Source organism: Yinghuangia soli (genome assembly GCF_021502675.1).
GTDB classification, from domain to species: Bacteria; Actinomycetota; Actinomycetes; order Streptomycetales; family Streptomycetaceae; genus Yinghuangia; species Yinghuangia soli.
In genome coordinates, this window is record NZ_JAKFHA010000001.1 from 553,144 (window position 1) to 567,920 (window position 14,777).

The 14,777-nt window shown below is 72.0% G+C and carries 14 protein-coding genes; 3 read left to right on the forward strand and 11 right to left on the reverse strand.

What is annotated here, in order from left to right:
- Window positions 1-16 precede the first annotated feature (16 nt).
- Both LZ495_RS02355 and LZ495_RS02360 read right to left on the reverse strand, forming a co-directional pair.
- A complete protein-coding gene (locus LZ495_RS02355) occupies window positions 17-895 on the reverse strand; it encodes an amidohydrolase family protein (protein ID WP_235050127.1) in 879 nt (292 codons plus the stop codon).
- A gap of 61 nt (window positions 896-956) precedes the next feature.
- The gene (locus tag LZ495_RS02360) at window positions 957-1,565 is read right to left on the reverse strand and encodes a hypothetical protein (RefSeq protein WP_235050128.1); all 609 of its coding nucleotides are present in this window, start codon (window positions 1,563-1,565) and stop codon (window positions 957-959) included.
- A 191-nt stretch (window positions 1,566-1,756) separates the two neighbouring features.
- Here LZ495_RS02360 and LZ495_RS02365 point away from each other — a divergent pair, with 191 nt between their 5' ends.
- Window positions 1,757-2,299: a SigE family RNA polymerase sigma factor gene (locus LZ495_RS02365; RefSeq protein WP_235050129.1), complete on the forward strand. Its 543-nt coding sequence runs from the start codon at window positions 1,757-1,759 to the stop codon at window positions 2,297-2,299.
- A gap of 27 nt (window positions 2,300-2,326) precedes the next feature.
- The gene (locus tag LZ495_RS02370) at window positions 2,327-3,145 is read left to right on the forward strand and encodes a hypothetical protein (RefSeq protein ID WP_235050130.1); all 819 of its coding nucleotides are present in this window, start codon (window positions 2,327-2,329) and stop codon (window positions 3,143-3,145) included.
- A gap of 83 nt (window positions 3,146-3,228) precedes the next feature.
- Here LZ495_RS02370 and LZ495_RS02375 read toward each other — a convergent pair whose 3' ends face one another.
- The 7 genes from LZ495_RS02375 to hpnC form a co-directional block, all read right to left on the reverse strand.
- Window positions 3,229-4,605: an aspartate aminotransferase family protein gene (locus LZ495_RS02375; protein WP_235050131.1), complete on the reverse strand. Its 1,377-nt coding sequence runs from the start codon at window positions 4,603-4,605 to the stop codon at window positions 3,229-3,231.
- Window positions 4,602-5,246, reverse strand: coding sequence for a phosphorylase family protein (locus tag LZ495_RS02380; RefSeq protein WP_235050132.1), 645 nt, complete (start codon window positions 5,244-5,246; stop codon window positions 4,602-4,604). Before LZ495_RS02380 ends, LZ495_RS02375 begins: the two co-directional genes overlap by 4 nt.
- 143 nt (window positions 5,247-5,389) lie before the next feature.
- Complete coding sequence (shc, locus tag LZ495_RS02385; protein WP_235050133.1) at window positions 5,390-7,309, reverse strand: squalene--hopene cyclase; 1,920 nt, start codon at window positions 7,307-7,309, stop codon at window positions 5,390-5,392.
- A gap of 2 nt (window positions 7,310-7,311) precedes the next feature.
- Window positions 7,312-8,337, reverse strand: a complete 1,026-nt coding sequence (locus LZ495_RS02390; protein ID WP_235050134.1) for a polyprenyl synthetase family protein — start codon at window positions 8,335-8,337, stop codon at window positions 7,312-7,314.
- Complete coding sequence (hpnE, locus tag LZ495_RS02395; RefSeq protein WP_235050135.1) at window positions 8,334-9,737, reverse strand: hydroxysqualene dehydroxylase HpnE; 1,404 nt, start codon at window positions 9,735-9,737, stop codon at window positions 8,334-8,336. The genes LZ495_RS02390 and hpnE overlap by 4 nt, the downstream gene beginning before the upstream one ends.
- Before the next feature lie 31 nt (window positions 9,738-9,768).
- Window positions 9,769-10,716, reverse strand: coding sequence for a presqualene diphosphate synthase HpnD (gene hpnD / locus LZ495_RS02400; RefSeq protein ID WP_235050136.1), 948 nt, complete (start codon window positions 10,714-10,716; stop codon window positions 9,769-9,771).
- A gap of 8 nt (window positions 10,717-10,724) precedes the next feature.
- Window positions 10,725-11,642 (reverse strand): squalene synthase HpnC, encoded by a 918-nt coding sequence (gene hpnC / locus LZ495_RS02405; RefSeq protein ID WP_443732540.1) that lies wholly within the window; start codon window positions 11,640-11,642, stop codon window positions 10,725-10,727.
- Between the two features lie 573 nt (window positions 11,643-12,215).
- Between hpnC and LZ495_RS02410 the strand changes: the two genes are divergently transcribed.
- Window positions 12,216-12,620, forward strand: a complete 405-nt coding sequence (locus tag LZ495_RS02410; protein WP_235050137.1) for a pyridoxamine 5'-phosphate oxidase family protein — start codon at window positions 12,216-12,218, stop codon at window positions 12,618-12,620.
- 68 nt (window positions 12,621-12,688) lie between these two features.
- On the opposite strand, the gene LZ495_RS02415 is transcribed toward LZ495_RS02410, so the two are convergent.
- Together LZ495_RS02415 and LZ495_RS02420 are read right to left on the reverse strand one after the other, a co-directional pair.
- The gene (locus LZ495_RS02415) at window positions 12,689-13,738 is read right to left on the reverse strand and encodes an oligopeptide/dipeptide ABC transporter ATP-binding protein (RefSeq protein WP_235050138.1); all 1,050 of its coding nucleotides are present in this window, start codon (window positions 13,736-13,738) and stop codon (window positions 12,689-12,691) included.
- Complete coding sequence (locus LZ495_RS02420; RefSeq protein WP_235050139.1) at window positions 13,735-14,769, reverse strand: ABC transporter ATP-binding protein; 1,035 nt, start codon at window positions 14,767-14,769, stop codon at window positions 13,735-13,737. Before LZ495_RS02420 ends, LZ495_RS02415 begins: the two co-directional genes overlap by 4 nt.
- Window positions 14,770-14,777: the final 8 nt, after the last annotated feature.

Below are 14,777 nucleotides of genomic sequence, written 5' to 3' on the forward strand. Positions count from 1 at the left end.
GCCCTTTCTCGGCTGCTCAGCGGGATTCGTCGGCGCCGAGCTTGAAGACGCGCATCGCGTTCTCGCGCAGGAACTTGGGCCACACCTCGGCCTTGAACGGCACGTCGGGCAGCTCGCGGAAGATCCGCTCCAGGGACAGGCCCATCGGGTAGTACCCGGCGTACATGATCTTGTCGGCGCCGCGGGTGTTGGCGTAGTCGACGATCGCCTTCGGGTAGTACTTGGGCGCGAAGGCCGAGGTCATGTAGTAGAGGCCGGGCCACTTGAGCATGAGCTTGACGGCGAGGTCCTCCCACGGCTCGGCGCCGTGCCGCATGACGATGCGCAGCTCGGGGAAGTCGTAGCAGACCTGGTCGAAGTGCATGACGTCCTGGCAGGCCGCGGGCACCCGGGGGCCGGGGATGCCGGCGTTGGAGATGATCGGGATGTCCAGGTCGATGCAGGTCTGGTAGATCGGGTAGTAGCGCCGGTCGCTGACCGGGACCTGCGGGTTGCAGCCGGCCGGGAACGTGGTGACCGCGGCGATGCGGTGCTCCTCGTGTGCGGCGCGGATGCGCCGCACCGCCGCGGTGATCTCGTTGGGGTCGACCTCCAGGGAGAGCCGGAAGCGGTCCGGGTGCTCCTTGGCGGCGCGCAGGCCCGTCTCGCTGAGCCCGACCAGGCCGACGGCCACGCCGCAGGCGTCCATCTTGGCCACCGTCACGGCGACCGGGTCGTCCTCGTCGGCCAGCTGATTGGGGACGCCCTTGAACATGTACTCGGCCGGGAACTCCATGTCCGCGCTCTCGGCGTCGCGGAGCTGGGGCTTGAGGAAGTCGTAGTGGCTGCGTGCCTGGGCGCTCGGGAAGCCGATCATCAGGTCGACCGCACCGACCTCGGCGGGGAATCCTGGCACGCGCGAACCTCCTTGTCGGACCTGGTTTTCCAGGCCGGTACGACTCCTCCTGCCATGCTACTTATTTGATTGACTCTGTCAACCTATTCACCTGCGGGGCAGCCGTGGTGAGTGCTTCCAGGCGGCGGATGTGGCGCAGCACGATGAGCAGCGGCACCGCACCGAAGACCCCGAAGGACATGTCGATGAACCGCCACCAGAGCGGGATGTCGCGGAGCGGGCCGCAGATCAGCGCCAACGGGATGATCGCGGCGCAGGCGATGAGGCCCCACTGCACCACCCAGACGTTGCGGATCGGATCCTTCCACGGGCCCCAGAACGCCACCGCGATGGTCAGGTGCGCGAAGGCCAGCCAGTCGGTGCCGTACGCCATGAAGGGGTAGCGGTCGTTGGTCACCACGACGCCCTCGTAGCTGCGGTCGATCCAGCGCACCAGCGGATCGGGCACCCAGTCGAACCGGTGCAGCACGTCGACGAGCACGCGCATCTCGGTCTCCATCGGGAAGGCCGTCACGCCGCTCAGGACGAGCCCGACGATGAAGGCGGCCAGCCATATGCGGATGCGCTTGGCGTGCCACGCGGCCGTCTTCGCCGGCTGCCCCGGCGCTGCCGGCTCGGTGGGCTCTGCCGTCGCCGGAACCTCGGCGACCCCCGCTCTCGGTATGTTCATATGCCGGATATTAGACCCGCGACGGACTGCCAAATCCCGGTAAAGCCCCAGGTCACACAACCCTGCCGAGACCTCCACAGCATCTTTGCACGGGGTTCGCGAGGAACCGCCGCGGCCGGCGCTGCGACGCGGCGGCAGGGTCGATACGTCTTCCTTCCAGGGGGAACACAGGCACCACATACGGGGGTCAGATGGCACGGGGAACGAGGGACCGGGACGGGTTCAGCGGGTTCGCCGCCGCGGCGGCGCCACGCTTGCGACGGACCGGCTACCTGCTGTGCGGGGACTGGCATTTGGCTGAGGACCTTGCCCAGACCGCATTGGAGAAGTTGTACGTCGCGTGGCCCCGCGTCGCGCAGGCCGGGAACCAGGACGCGTACGCCCGGCGCGTGCTGGTCAACGCCTATCTCGACCGGGGGCGGCGGCGCAGCTCCGGCGAGACGCCCGGGCTCGACAGCGCCGCGCTGGAAGGCACCGAAGCCCGTCCGGAAGGCGACCCGGATCTGCGGGTCACCCTGCTGGACGCGCTGACCGGGCTCCCGGCCCGCGACCGGGCCGTCCTGGTCCTGCGCTATTGGGAAGACCTGAGCGTCGAGACCACCGCCGAGCACCTCGGCCTGACGCCGTCCGCGGTCAAGACGATCTCCGGACGCTGCCTCGCCCGGCTGCGCGGCGCACTCGCCGACCTGGCGCCGACCGCCCACCCCGCGAACGAAGCGCCCGCAGCGAGCTGACGCCGCGTCGGACAGGAGGAATCACCCATGGACACCGAAGAGCTTTTCCGGCGCCGCCTGCAGGCCGAGATGCGGGACGCCGGCGAACCGGCAGGCCGCGCGGACATCGCGGTGCGCGCGACGACCGGAGGCCGGCAGCGGCTCCGGCGGCGGCGGCTGCTGGCCGCCGTGGGCACGGCCGCCGCGACCGCGGGCATCGTGACCGCCGCGGTCCTGCTGGCGGCGCCCGGTACCGAGCAAGGGTCGGCCGGCACGGCACCTTCGTCGCCGCCGGCCACCGGACGCCCGTCGCTCCCGAACACGGCCATGCCCGGCCCGTCGTACGGCGAAATGCCGCCCGACGCGATCCCCCCGCAGTCCACCCCGGTCCCCGTCGACAACCCGCTCGCCGACGAGGCGGCCGGGATCCTGACCGCGCTCATCGCACCCGCCGGACCGCCGAACCGCACTCCGGCCTGGTCGAACGACAAGGGCGACGTCTCCGCGCGCATCGAGTGGGAGTCGGCCACCGGACCGGCCGACTTGTCCGTCCACATCCTCTCCGGCGAGCGCCTGTGCCAGGACGGCGGCGGGCCCGCCCCCGAAGGCATCACCGAATGCCGCCGCCTGGCCGACGGCAGGATGGCGGACATCATCTACGACACGGTAGGCACCGCGATCTCGATCGAAGTGGAAGTCCCGGTCACCGCCACGCTCTCGGTGCGCATCATGCTCGGGGACAACTCCGAGCAGGCGTCGATCGACCCCGAGATGGGGAAGGTGCCGTACACCGTCGACCAGGTCGTCGCGATGGCCGCGGACCAGCGGTGGGCGCCCCTCGCAGCCCAGGTGGCGCCCGGTTCCTGAGGCACCGCGAAAAGGGTGCGGCCGCCGCGGAGTCCCGCAGCGGCCGCACCTTCTGCCTTGTACCAAGTAGCGCCGGAACAGCCCTACTTCGTGATGGCCTGCTTTATCAACGTGCGGCCGAAGTCCCACATCAGGCCGGTGCCCTTGTGCGCGTCGTCCATCACGTCCACGAACGCTGTCGTGAAGTTGTCCACGTCGCGCTGCGAAATGACGTACGGCGGAAGCAGCTTGATGACGTCCATGTGGTCGCCCGCGACCTGCGTGAGCATGCGGTGCCGCTGGAACATCGGGACCACGACCATCTGGGCGAACAGGCCGGTCCGGGCCGCCTGCAGGGCCGACCAGCCGGCCCGCAGCTTGAACGACTTCGGCTTGCCGAACTCCAGGCCGACGATCAGGCCGCGGCCGCGCACGTCCGCGAACAGCTCGTACTTGTCGATCAGCGGCCGCAGTGCCGCCTGGTACGCGTCGCCCATCCTCTGGCAGTTGCCCAGCAGATCCTCGTCGTCGATGACCGCGAGCGTCGCGAGGCCGGCCGCCATGGCCTGGTTGTTGCCGCCGAACGTGCAGTCGTGGACCAGGACGCGGTCCATCGTCGAGTAGACCTTCTTGAAGATCCAGTCCTTGGTGAGCGTCGCCCCGATCGGCACATAGCCGCCGGACAGCGCCTTCGCGACGGTGACGATGTCCGGCTCGACGCCGTCCTCCCACTCGTACGCGAAGAACTTGCCGGTGCGGCCCATGCCGACCTGCACCTCGTCGGCGATGAGCAGCGCGCCGTGCTGGCGCAGCAGCTTCTGCGCCGCGGCCAGGAACCCGGGCGGCGGGATCAGCACGCCCTTGCCCTGGATCGGCTCCACGATGAAGGCCGCCACGTCGCCGCGCTTGAGCTCGCGCTCCAGCGCGTCCAGGTCGCCCAGCTGGATCGCCACGTCCGGCAGCAGCGGCTCGAAGCCCTTGCGGAACTCCTTGGCGCCGTTGACCGACAGCGACCCGGTGGTCAGGCCGTGGAAGGCGTGGTCGACGTAGACGATGCGCTTGCGGCCGGTCGCGAAGCGCGCGAACTTCAGTGCGGCCTCGACGGCTTCGGTGCCGCTGTTGCAGAAGTAGACGCGGTCCAGGTGCGGGGTCTTGGCGAGCAGCCGGTCGGCCAGCGCGGCGGCCAGCGGCGGGGTCGCGAAGTGCACGATGTCCGGCAGGTCGAGCGCGATGACGTCCTGCATCGCCTTGCGGACCACCGGGTGGTGGCGGCCGACGCCGTAGGTGCCGAAGCCGGACAGGTAGTCGACGTACTCGGCGCCGGTGTCGTCGTAGAGGTACGGGCCCTCGGCGCGCACGTAGTTGCGGTGGAAGCCGATCGTCTGCAGCACGCGCGGCAGCTGCGGGTTGAGGTGCTTGGCGTGCAGCTCGAAGCCGCGGCCCTCGTACTCCGCGAGGGTCTCACCGAGATCGAACGTCATGCGCCACCGTCCTGCGTCGTGTCCCGACCTGCTTCTCGCCGCTCTGCCATGCCCAAGTCTGCCCCTTCGGGACCGTCCGCGGTCGGCAACGGCGCCGAATCGACCGAGTGTGCCGCGACCGCCGCGGCAGGCCAGCCGGCCAGGGCGGGGGCTGCCGCCTTGAGTGCCCGGTATGCCCGCATGCCGTTGCGCACGATGCCGGGCCGCAGGAGTTCGTGGCCGGGGGCGTCCGAGACGACCCGCAGCACCGCCCACGGGCTCGTGCCGCCCCCCGCCCACACCCCAGCGAGCAGGAACGACGATTCCATATCGGCCGCGATCACCCCGGCGTCCGCGAGCGTGACGCGCTCGGCGGGCCGGACGAGCTTGCGGACGGTGGCCACCGGCCCCACGTGCACCGCGAGCCCCGCGCGGCGCAGCTCTTCCGCGAGCGACTCGGCCCACGGGCAGGGGACGACGGTGCCGTCCGGGTCGCGTACTTCGGAGGCCACCACGACGTCGCCGGGCACGAGCCCCCGCATGCCTGCGCACATCCCCGCGACAACCACGGCCGGCGCCGCCGCCAGGCGGGCCGCCGCGGCCCGCGACTTGGCCTCTCCCATGCCGGTACGCACGACCGCCGCGGCACCGCCGCGCCGCATCGCACGCTCCTCGATGCGGAGCGGGGTGGCTACCAGAGGCACACCGAGGCGCGCTTGCGATGTACCAGGCGCCGGTTCCCCGGCCGGCCTCGCCCGGGCTTCCGGGTCGGGGAGGCCGGGGAACCGGCGTCGCGAAGGTCCGTTCATCCCGCGGACTTCACCGGCGTGGAGTTCACGTAGCGGCCGAGGGCCATGATCGGGAAGACGATCCGGTACATGTGGTACTTGATGTAGAAGTCCCCCGGGAACCCGGTTCCGGTGAACTGCGGTTCGTCCCAGCCGCCTTCGTCGTTCTGATGGTCGGTCAGCCAGCGCACGCCGCGTTCCACCTCGGCGCCGCGCTCGCCGGCCGCGAGGAGCGCGAGGAGCGCCCAGGCGGTCTGCGAGGCGGTGGAGTCGCCCTTGCCGGACCACGACGTGTCGGCGTACGAGCGCAGATCCTCGCCCCAGCCGCCGTCCGGGTTCTGGATGCCGTACAGCCAGCGCACCGCGCGCCGGACCGCGCTGTGCCGCGGGTCGACGCCGGCCAGCACGAGCGCGGGGACGACCGCGCCGGTGCCGTAGATGTAGTTGGCCCCCCAGCGGCCGAACCACGACCCGTCCGCCTCCTGGTTGCGCAGCAGCCAGCGGACGCCCTCGACGACCTGGTCGCGGTACTCGGGGCCGGATTCGGCGAACATCTCGACGATGTGCGCGGTGACGTCCGCGGAGGGCGGGTCGGTGACCGCGCCGAAGTCGCAGAACGGCAGCTTGAGCGGCAGCGTGGCGGTGTTGTCGGCGTCGAACGCGCCCCAGGCGCCGTCCTTGCTGCGCATGCCCGCGGTCCACACCTCGGCCCGGCCCAGCACCGCGCGCATGCGCTCGGTGTCCGGGTGCGCGGCGTAGCGCAGGGCCATGACGACCTCGGCGGTGTCGTCCGTGTCCGGGTAATAATCATTGGCGAACTCGAAGGCCCAGCCGCCGGGTTCGAGCCCGGGGCGGCGGACCGCCCAGTCGCCGACCTCGCGGATCTCCTCGTCGAGGAGCCAGTCCGCGGCCTTCACGACCTGCGGGTGGTCCTCGGGGAATCCCGCGTCGCGCAGCGCGACCAGCGAGAGGCCGGTGTCCCACACCGGGGACTGGCAGGCCTCGAAGCGGCGGACCGTGCCCTGGTCGGTCTCCTCCCAGATGGTGAAGCCGTCCAGGCCCTTGATGCCCTGGGCCACCACCGGGTGGTTGAGCGGGAGTCCGGTCAGGTGCAGGGCGATCAGCGAGTAGACCCAGGGCGGTTGGATGCCGCCCCAGCCGCCGTCCGCCTCCTGGCGTTCGATGATCCACTGCTTGGCGCGCCGCATGGCGTGCCGGCGGACCGGCATCACCGGGCGCTTGGAGTAGACGTGCAGCACCTGGTCCAGGGTGCGGAAGAAGCGCGACCACGCGTCGTCGGCCTGCGGCTTGGCGGCCACCGGTCCGGTGGGGCGCAGTTCGTCGAGCCGGAACGGGGCGGGCTTGACCGGGCGCAGCGCGCTCACGATGGTGAGCGGCACGATGGTCTGCCGGGCCCAGCAGGCGAAGTCGTAGACGTTGAGCGGGAACCACTTGGGCAGGTAGATCAACTCCGGCGGCATGACCGGGAGTTCGTCCCAGGACCACCAGCCGAAGAAGGCCAGCCAGAAGCGCGTGAAGACCCGGCTGTGCGCAAGGCCGCCCTGTTCGCGGATGTACGCCGCGGCGCGCTGCATGTGGTCGGCGTCCACCGCATCGCCGGCCAGCTTCAGGGCGACGTACGCCTCGATGGTGGTGGACAGTTCGGCGGGGCCGCCCCGGAAGGAGGCCCAGGTCCCGTCCGCGCGCTGGTTCGACCGGATCCACCGGGCGGTCTGCTCGGTCTGCTCGGCGGTGCGGATGCCGAGGAACTCCCGGAAGAGGAGGTCCTCGGCGTCCATGGTGACGTTGGTCTCCAGCTCGCCCTTCCACCAGCCCGCCTCGTCCTGGAGGCCGAGCAGGTGCGCCACAGCCCGGTCCAGGGTGTCCTTGGCGCGGTCGGGCGCGTCGGTGGCTTCGGTCCGGACGGTCACCGTCATCTCTACAACTCCCGAGTCGTCGTGAATGCCGCCAGGGCCGCCAGGTCGGTACGCGTCACCTCCGGGATGCCGAGTCCGTCGAGGCTGGCCAGCGCGAGTTCCAGATGGCGCTGCGCTTCCACCTCGGTGCGGATGCGGCCCCCGGCCTCCTCCACAAGCCTTGCGGCAAGCGCGAGTTGATCCTCCGTCAGGTCGCCGGGCGTGGCGTACAGCTCGGCGAGTGCGGTGGCGTTGCTGCCGCCCGAGGTGAGCGCCGCCGCCACCGGTACGGACTTCTTGCGCTGCCGCAGGTCGTTCCAGGCGGGCTTGCCGGTGACCTCGGGGCGGCCCCAGATGCCCAGCAGGTCGTCGACCGCCTGGAAGGCGATGCCCAGGTTGTGCCCGAAGGCGTAGAGCCGGTCCACCACGACCTGGTCGGCCCCGGCGAGGGCCGCACCGATCGCGCTGGCGCAGGCGAGCAGGGCGCCGGTCTTGTTGCCGGCCATGGCCAGGCACTCTTCGACCGTGACGTCCATGCGGGTCTCGAAGGAGAGGTCCTGGGACTGGCCGTCGATGAGCGCGGCGGTGGCGTCGGTGAGCAGCTTGGCGGCCCGGTCGCCCTGGCCGGACGACTCCATGAGCACCTGCTCGGCGAGCACCAGCAGGCCGTCGCCGGCCAGGACCGCGAGGCCCGGGCCGAACGCCTTCCACGCGGTGGGGCGGTGTCTGCGCTCCTCGTCGCCGTCCATCAAGTCGTCGTGCAGCAGCGAGAAGTTGTGCACGAGTTCCACGGCCACCGCGCCCGGCACGCCCTCGCCGGTCGGCGCCCCGACGGCCTCGGCGGACAACAGGGCGAGCGCGGGGCGCAGCGCCTTGCCGCCGTTGCCGGGCATCGGGCGGCCTTCGGTGTCGGCCCAGCCCATGTGGTACGAGGAGACGCGGGCGAGCGGCGGTTCGAGGCGGGCCACGGCGGCCCGCAGTGCGGGTTGCGTGGCTTCGCGGGCTCGGTCCAGTACAACGGGGGCGAGTGAGCTGTCGGCTACGGTCACGGTGTCGTCGTCCTCTCCGGGAAGGCACCAGGTCGGGTCGGCAGTACACGCCCGGGATCCAAGTCCAGGCTGGGCAGGATGGATTGCGCCGCGGCCAGCCCGCTGCGGACAGCGGACTCCATGGTCGCGGGCCAGCCGGTCGCGGTCCACGCGCCGGCGAGTGCGAGTCCGGGGACGGCGGTGCGCGCATGCGGACGCAGCCGCCCGGAGCCGGGCGCGGCCCGGAAGGTCGCGGTGCGCTCCTTGGTCACGACGAACTCCTCGACACGTGCCGTGCGCGTGGCGGGGAGCAGTGTCTCGAGCGCGGGCACGAACCGGTCGCGGAGTTGCTGCTGCGTCATGTCGATCTCGGCGTCGGCGGCGGAGACGGAGACGGCCAGGTAGCGGCCGCGCTCCAGGCCGAGGTTCTCGCTGCGGTCGAACACCCACTGCACGGGGGTGGCCAGGCCGGCCGCGAAGTCCTCGGCGAACACCGGGCGGTCGTACACCGCGTGCACGTTGACGATGGGCGAGCGGCCGAGCCCGGCCAGGACCGTGGGGTCGGCGGGCCGGTCGTCCAGGAGCAGGGCGCCGGCCGGCAGCAGCCGGGCGGTGTCTTCGTGCGGGACGGCGAGCACGACGGCGTCGGCGTGCAGCGTGCCGCCGTCCGCGTCGACCGTGAAGCCGCCGCCGGGCAGCGCTTCCAGGGCGGAGACGCGGGACCGCAGGCGGATGTCGACCTTGGCGTCCTCGAGGGCGCGCTGCGCGGCGTCGCCGTGCAGCTGCTGCAGCGGGACGCGGCTCCAGCCGATGTCGGCGCCGTCGTTCGTGTCGAGCAGCCCGGTGCGGAAGACCTTGGCGGCCATCGCGAGGGAGGCGTGCTCGGCGGTGAGGTTGAGGGTCGCGATGCCGACCAGGTCCCACATCGCGGCGCGCTCCCGGGCGGTGACGCCGAACTTGTCGAGCCACTGGCCGAAGGTCTGGGTGTCGAGCCGGGGGTCCTCGGGGTCGAGGCGCTTGAGGGCGAGGGCCGCGAAGCCGACGCGGGCGCGCCCGGCGAGGGTCAGGAAGGGGTAGCGGGACAGCGCGGCGGACAGGTGCAGCGGCGAGGGGAGGCTGCTGCGCTTGAGCCGGCCGGCGGTGCCCCACGGGGTGAGCACGGGGACGTCGAGGCGGTCCTGCAGCACGGTGTCCTTGGTGCTGCCGATGCGGTCGAGGAACCAGCGGTACTCGGTGCAGCAGCGCAGGAACACGTGCTGTCCGTTGTCGATCCACCGTCCGTCACGGCGGAAGGAGAACGTGGCCCCGCCCAGGCGCGGACGCCCTTCGAGCAGCGTCACCGCGGCGCCGCCATCGGCCGCGGTCAGGGCAGCGGTGATGCCCGCGAGTCCTCCCCCCACCACGATCAGACGACGTGTCATGACCCCTCACGTACCCAGATGATCACTTGGCCTACTCCCCGTTGAAGCGTTTTTCGCCGGTTCGTGTTCCCCCTGCGGCACCACTTTGATGATCTTTTGCGATGAACCTTGCGAAGGCCGACCGCTCGCCGACCGGGAAGCCGGACAGGCCGCGGACCGCGATCTCCGCCTTCTCCCAGCCGGGCAGCGACTGGCGGCCTTCGAGGACGATGGCCGGCTCGGCGACGATGCGGGTCAGCAGGCGGCGGTAGATGCCCGCCATCGCGCCGGTGCACGCGGCGCTGCGCCGGTCGAGCAGCGGCAGGAGCCGCAGGCCCTCGTCGAAGAGCCGCCGGGCCCGCTCGCCCTCGAAGCGCACCAGGTCGTCGAACGCGGCGCCGGGGACGAACGCGCCCTCCGGCTCCCAGGCGTCCTCCAGGCCGAACTTGGCGAGGTCCTCGCGCGGCAGGTAGACGCGCCCGTTGTCCTTGTCCTCCTTGATGTCCCGGAGGATGTTGGTGATCTGCAGCGCGATGCCGAGCGTGTCGGCGAGCTCGGGGGCCCGCTCGGGGTCGGTCGAGCCGAAGATGCCCAGCGAGAGCCGTCCGACCGCGCCGGCCACGCAGCGGCAGTAGACCCGCAGCTGCTCGAAGGTGCGGTACTGCGTCTCCTTGAGGTCCATCTCGACGCCGTCGATGACCTCGCCGAGGGCGGACAGCGGGATGGGGTAGCGGCGCGCGGCGTCGGCCAGCGCGGTGCAGACCGGGTCGCGGTAGGCGTCCAGGTCCTCCAGTTGGGCGCGCATGCGGCCCAGCTCGGTGACCTTCGTCTCCAGCGGCAGGTCGCCGTCGCCGATGTCGTCGACCTCGCGGGCGAAGGCGTAGACCGCGCTGAGCGCGAGCCGTTTCGGTTCGGGCAGCAGCCGGATGCCGTAGTAGAAGTTCCGCGCCTGGTTGCGGGTCAGCCGCTCGCAGTACGCGTACGACGCATCGACGTCCATGTGGCTCCTCACCGTTTCCGGGCCAGTACGCGGACGAGTTCCCGCAGCAGGCCGGCCTTTCCCGGCCGGGGGCGCTGCCCCAGCACGTCGTGGTCCGCCGCCGCGATCGCGGCGATCGCGGCCCGGCCGCCTGCGGCGAACCCGGCGACCGCGAGACGCTCCCGTCCGCTCAGCGAGTCGATCAACGGGGCCCCGGCGCGCAGCAGGTTAGTCGCACGTGCGGCCTCGAACGCAACCAGTTTTCGCAGGTCAGAACCTGCCGAGGGGGCTTTCAGGTCGGTTTCCGCGACACCGAACCGGGCCATGTCCTCGGCCGGCAGGTAGATGCGGTCCTTCCCGAGGTCCTCGGCGACGTCCTGGAGGTGTTCGACGATCTGGAGGGCCGTGCAGATCTGGTCGGACCAGACGAACCGCTGCTCGTCGGCGCGGCCGAAGATGTACAGGACTATGCGGCCGACCGGGTCGGCGGACAGCCGGCAGTAGGCGACGAGGTCGTCGTAGGTGGCGTAGCGGCGTACCCGCTGGTCCTGCCGGTTCGCCTCGATCAGCGCGAGCAGCGGGTCGGCGGGCAGGTCCGTCTCGGCGACGGTGCCGCGCAGCGGGCGCAGGACCGCGAGCTCGGGATCGCGGCCTGCGTAGATGCGCTCGACGTCGGCCTGGACCGCGTCGAGCTGGGCCAGCCGGTCGCCGGCCGCCTCGTCGCCGATGTCGTCGACGAGCCGGGCGAAGCCGTAGACGGCGAGCAGGTGCCGCCGGTGGTCGGGGCGCAGCACGCGGGAGGCGACGGGGAAGTTCTCGTCCTTGGCCTGGGCCATGACGACCGCGGGGTCGACGACCGCGCGGTCGGGTTGTTCCCCGGTGCCGGCTCCTGCCGCATCGCCTCCGGTGTCATCGGGACCTGCATGACCGCCGGAATTGCGCTCCATCTCTCTCCCTGGACTGCTGGGAACCGTGTTCCCGGGTGCCTCGGATCGTGCCCCGACAACGATTCCAACACGACAGTTGGCCAGGAACTCGGTTTGTCCCGGTCGGTCCGACGGCTCAGCTTGCCTGATCACCGACGCGCCGATCAAGCACCGGGTTGACGCGTGTCAGCCCGCCTCCGCGACTTTCCCCGGACGAAACCCCGACGTAATCCATGGCCGTGGAACCCGCTATCCTCCGCATGCGGGCGCCCTTCACCCCCTTGGCTCTCAGGACGCGGTTCGAAGGGGCCCGGTTTCACTGCGGGCCCGCTTTTCCGGGGTGTTGTCCGGCGTTCGGACCAACCGGAGGTTGGGATTCCGCGGAATCGCTTTTCCCGATCAAATGGCGAATTGGGAATCTTTTTCCGGACCCCGCTAACACCACGGATCACACCGTTCTCGGCGGAATCCGCAGAGCTCCGGACAGGACACTCGACGCGCCTTCCGGGCGCAAAACGGACACCGGGTCCATCTCCGTCGCAGCCGGGACCTTTGCCCCTGACCGCCTCCGGGCCGCGGGGAGATCCTGGAGACATGACCACGACACCCATGCCCGTGCTCGAAGAGCTCTCGGCCGCCGAGGCGCTCCGCCTGATGGCCGGAGTGCCGGTCGGCCGTGTCGTCTTCACCGAGGGCGCACTGCCCGCCATCCGCCCCGTGCACTTCGTGCTGGACGACGGCGGCATCGTGTTCCGCATCGTCGGCGCGCAGCGGCTCGCCGACGGCCTGCACAACACGGTCGTCGCGTTCCAGACCGACGAGTACCAGGCGGACCGCGGGGACGGCTGGACGGTCACCGCGACCGGGCACGCCACCCGCATCACCGACCAGGACGAGATCGCCCGGCTGGCCCGGCAGCTGCCCCTGCCCTGGTCGGACCGCGGCCACATGTTCCGCATCGAGCCCGAGCTGGTCACCGGCCGCCGGCTGACCCGCTGACGCAGCCCCCGCAGGGAGAGGCCGGACGGGCAGCGCCGACTCAGGACCAGGGCCGGATCAGGGCCGGGTCAGGCGTCCGCGTGGTGGCAAGCCGCGTCGACCGCGCCGATCCGGCGCAGCTCCGGGACCTCGGCCGTGCACACGGCGGTGGCCAGCGGGCAGCGCGGGTGGTACGCGCAGCCGGGCGGCGGCGCGACCGCCGAGGGCACCTCGCCGACCGCAGTCGGCGTGTCCGCGGCGCGGGCCGGGCCGGTCCTCGCGGGATCGGGCTCCGGGATGCTGGCCAGCAGCATGCGCGCGTACGGGTGCACCGGCCCGTGCAGAACCTCCGACGCCGGGCCGAGCTCGGCGATCCGGCCCAGGTACATGACCGCGGCCCGGTCTGCGAGGCGCCGGGCGATGTCGATCTCGTGGGTGATCACCACGATCGCCAGGCCCAGTTCGTCGCGCAGCCGGAGCAGCAGGTTGACCACGGTCGCCTTGACGCTGGCGTCCAGGCTCGCGGTCGGCTCGTCGAGGACCAGCACCCGCGGTTCGACCAGCAGCGCGCGGGCCAGGACCATGCGGGCCAGCTCACCGCCGCTGAGGTCGCGTGGCATGCGGTCCAGGTGCTCGGCGGACAGCCCGACGCGCTGCACGGTCTCCAGCGCGCGGCGCTCGCGCTCGTCCTTGTCGGCCAGCCCGTGCACGCGCAGCGGCTGGTGCAGTGCGTGCCGGATGCTGCGGCGCCGGTTGAACGCGGCCCTCGGGTTCTGCGTGACCAGCTGGACCAGCCGCTGGTCCGCGGCCGAGCGGTGCGCGGCCAGCGTGCGGCCGTCCGACTCCACGGTCCCGGCGGTGGGTTCGCTCAGCCCGGCGAGCATGCGCGCGACGGTGGACTTGCCGCAGCCGGACTCCCCCACGATCGCCAGGATCTCCCCCGGTGCGACGTCGAACGACACGTCCTCGACGGCGTGCACCTGGGCGGCCGGGCCGCGCTTGCCCAGGGTGCGCGGCACCGGGAAGTACCGCCTGAGGTGACGCGCCGTCAGGATCGGGGCCTGGCCGGTCGCTTCGCCCGCGTCCGCGTCGAGGGGCGCGGCAGGCGCGGGAACGGCGGCGTCGGCGGGGCGCGTCATGCGGCTTCTCCTGCTTCTCCCCCGCTGCGGTGGCAGCCCACCGTCGCGGCGGCGCGGCGGACCGGCGCGGGCATCGCGGTGCGGCACACGTCCATGACCTCGGGGCAGCGCGGCGCGAACGGGCAGCCGGGCAGCAGGTTGGCGCCCTCCGCGGTGCCCGGGATGGGCCGCAGCGGCTGGTCGGCGGGCGTCGTCGACGGCATCGCGGCGACCAGCGCGCGGGTATAGGGGTGCCGGGGGTTCGTGAAGATCTCCGCGACCGGCGCGGTCTCCACCAGCCGGCCGCCGTACATCACGCCCACCCGGTCGCAGATCTGCGCCACCACGGCGAGGTCGTGCGAGACGTACAGCACGGCCAGGCCCAGGTCCTCACGCAGTGTCAGGAGCAGCTTGAGGACCTGCGCCTGCACGGTCGCGTCGAGTGTGGTGGTCGGCTCGTCGGCCAGCAGCAGCGCGGGTTCGTGCGCGAGTGCGGCGATCGCGATGACGAGGCGCTGCAACTGCCCGCCGGAGAACGCGCCGGGCAGGTCGTGCGGCCGGTCGAGGACCGCGCCCAGGCCGATGGCCTGGAGGGTGCCGCGCAGTTGCGGGTCGTCCAGGCGGTCCCCGAGATACCAGCGCAGTTGGCGGCCGACCGGGGTGGTCGGGGCGAGCGAGGTCATCGGCTGCTGCGGGACGAGGGCTATGCGGCGGCCGCGGATGCGGCGCAGGTCGCGCTCGCGCAGCCGGGCGAGGTCGCGGCCCTCGAAGCCGATCTCGTCGGCGTCCAGGCGGGTGCCGTCCGGGAGCAGGCCCATCACCGCGGTGCACACGCTGCTCTTGCCGCTGCCGGATTCGCCGACCAGGCCCAGGATTTCGCCGGGGCGGACGTCGAAGGCCACGTCGCGCACCGCGGGCACCGGGCCGCGCGCCGACGGGTAGGTCACCGACAGCCCGCGGACCCGGAGCAGCGCCGCCTGGTCCGCGGCCGCGCCGGCCTCGGGGGTCGCGGCCGTGCCGGGGCGGGAGCCCGGTCCGAGTGTGGTGGCCATGGATGGGG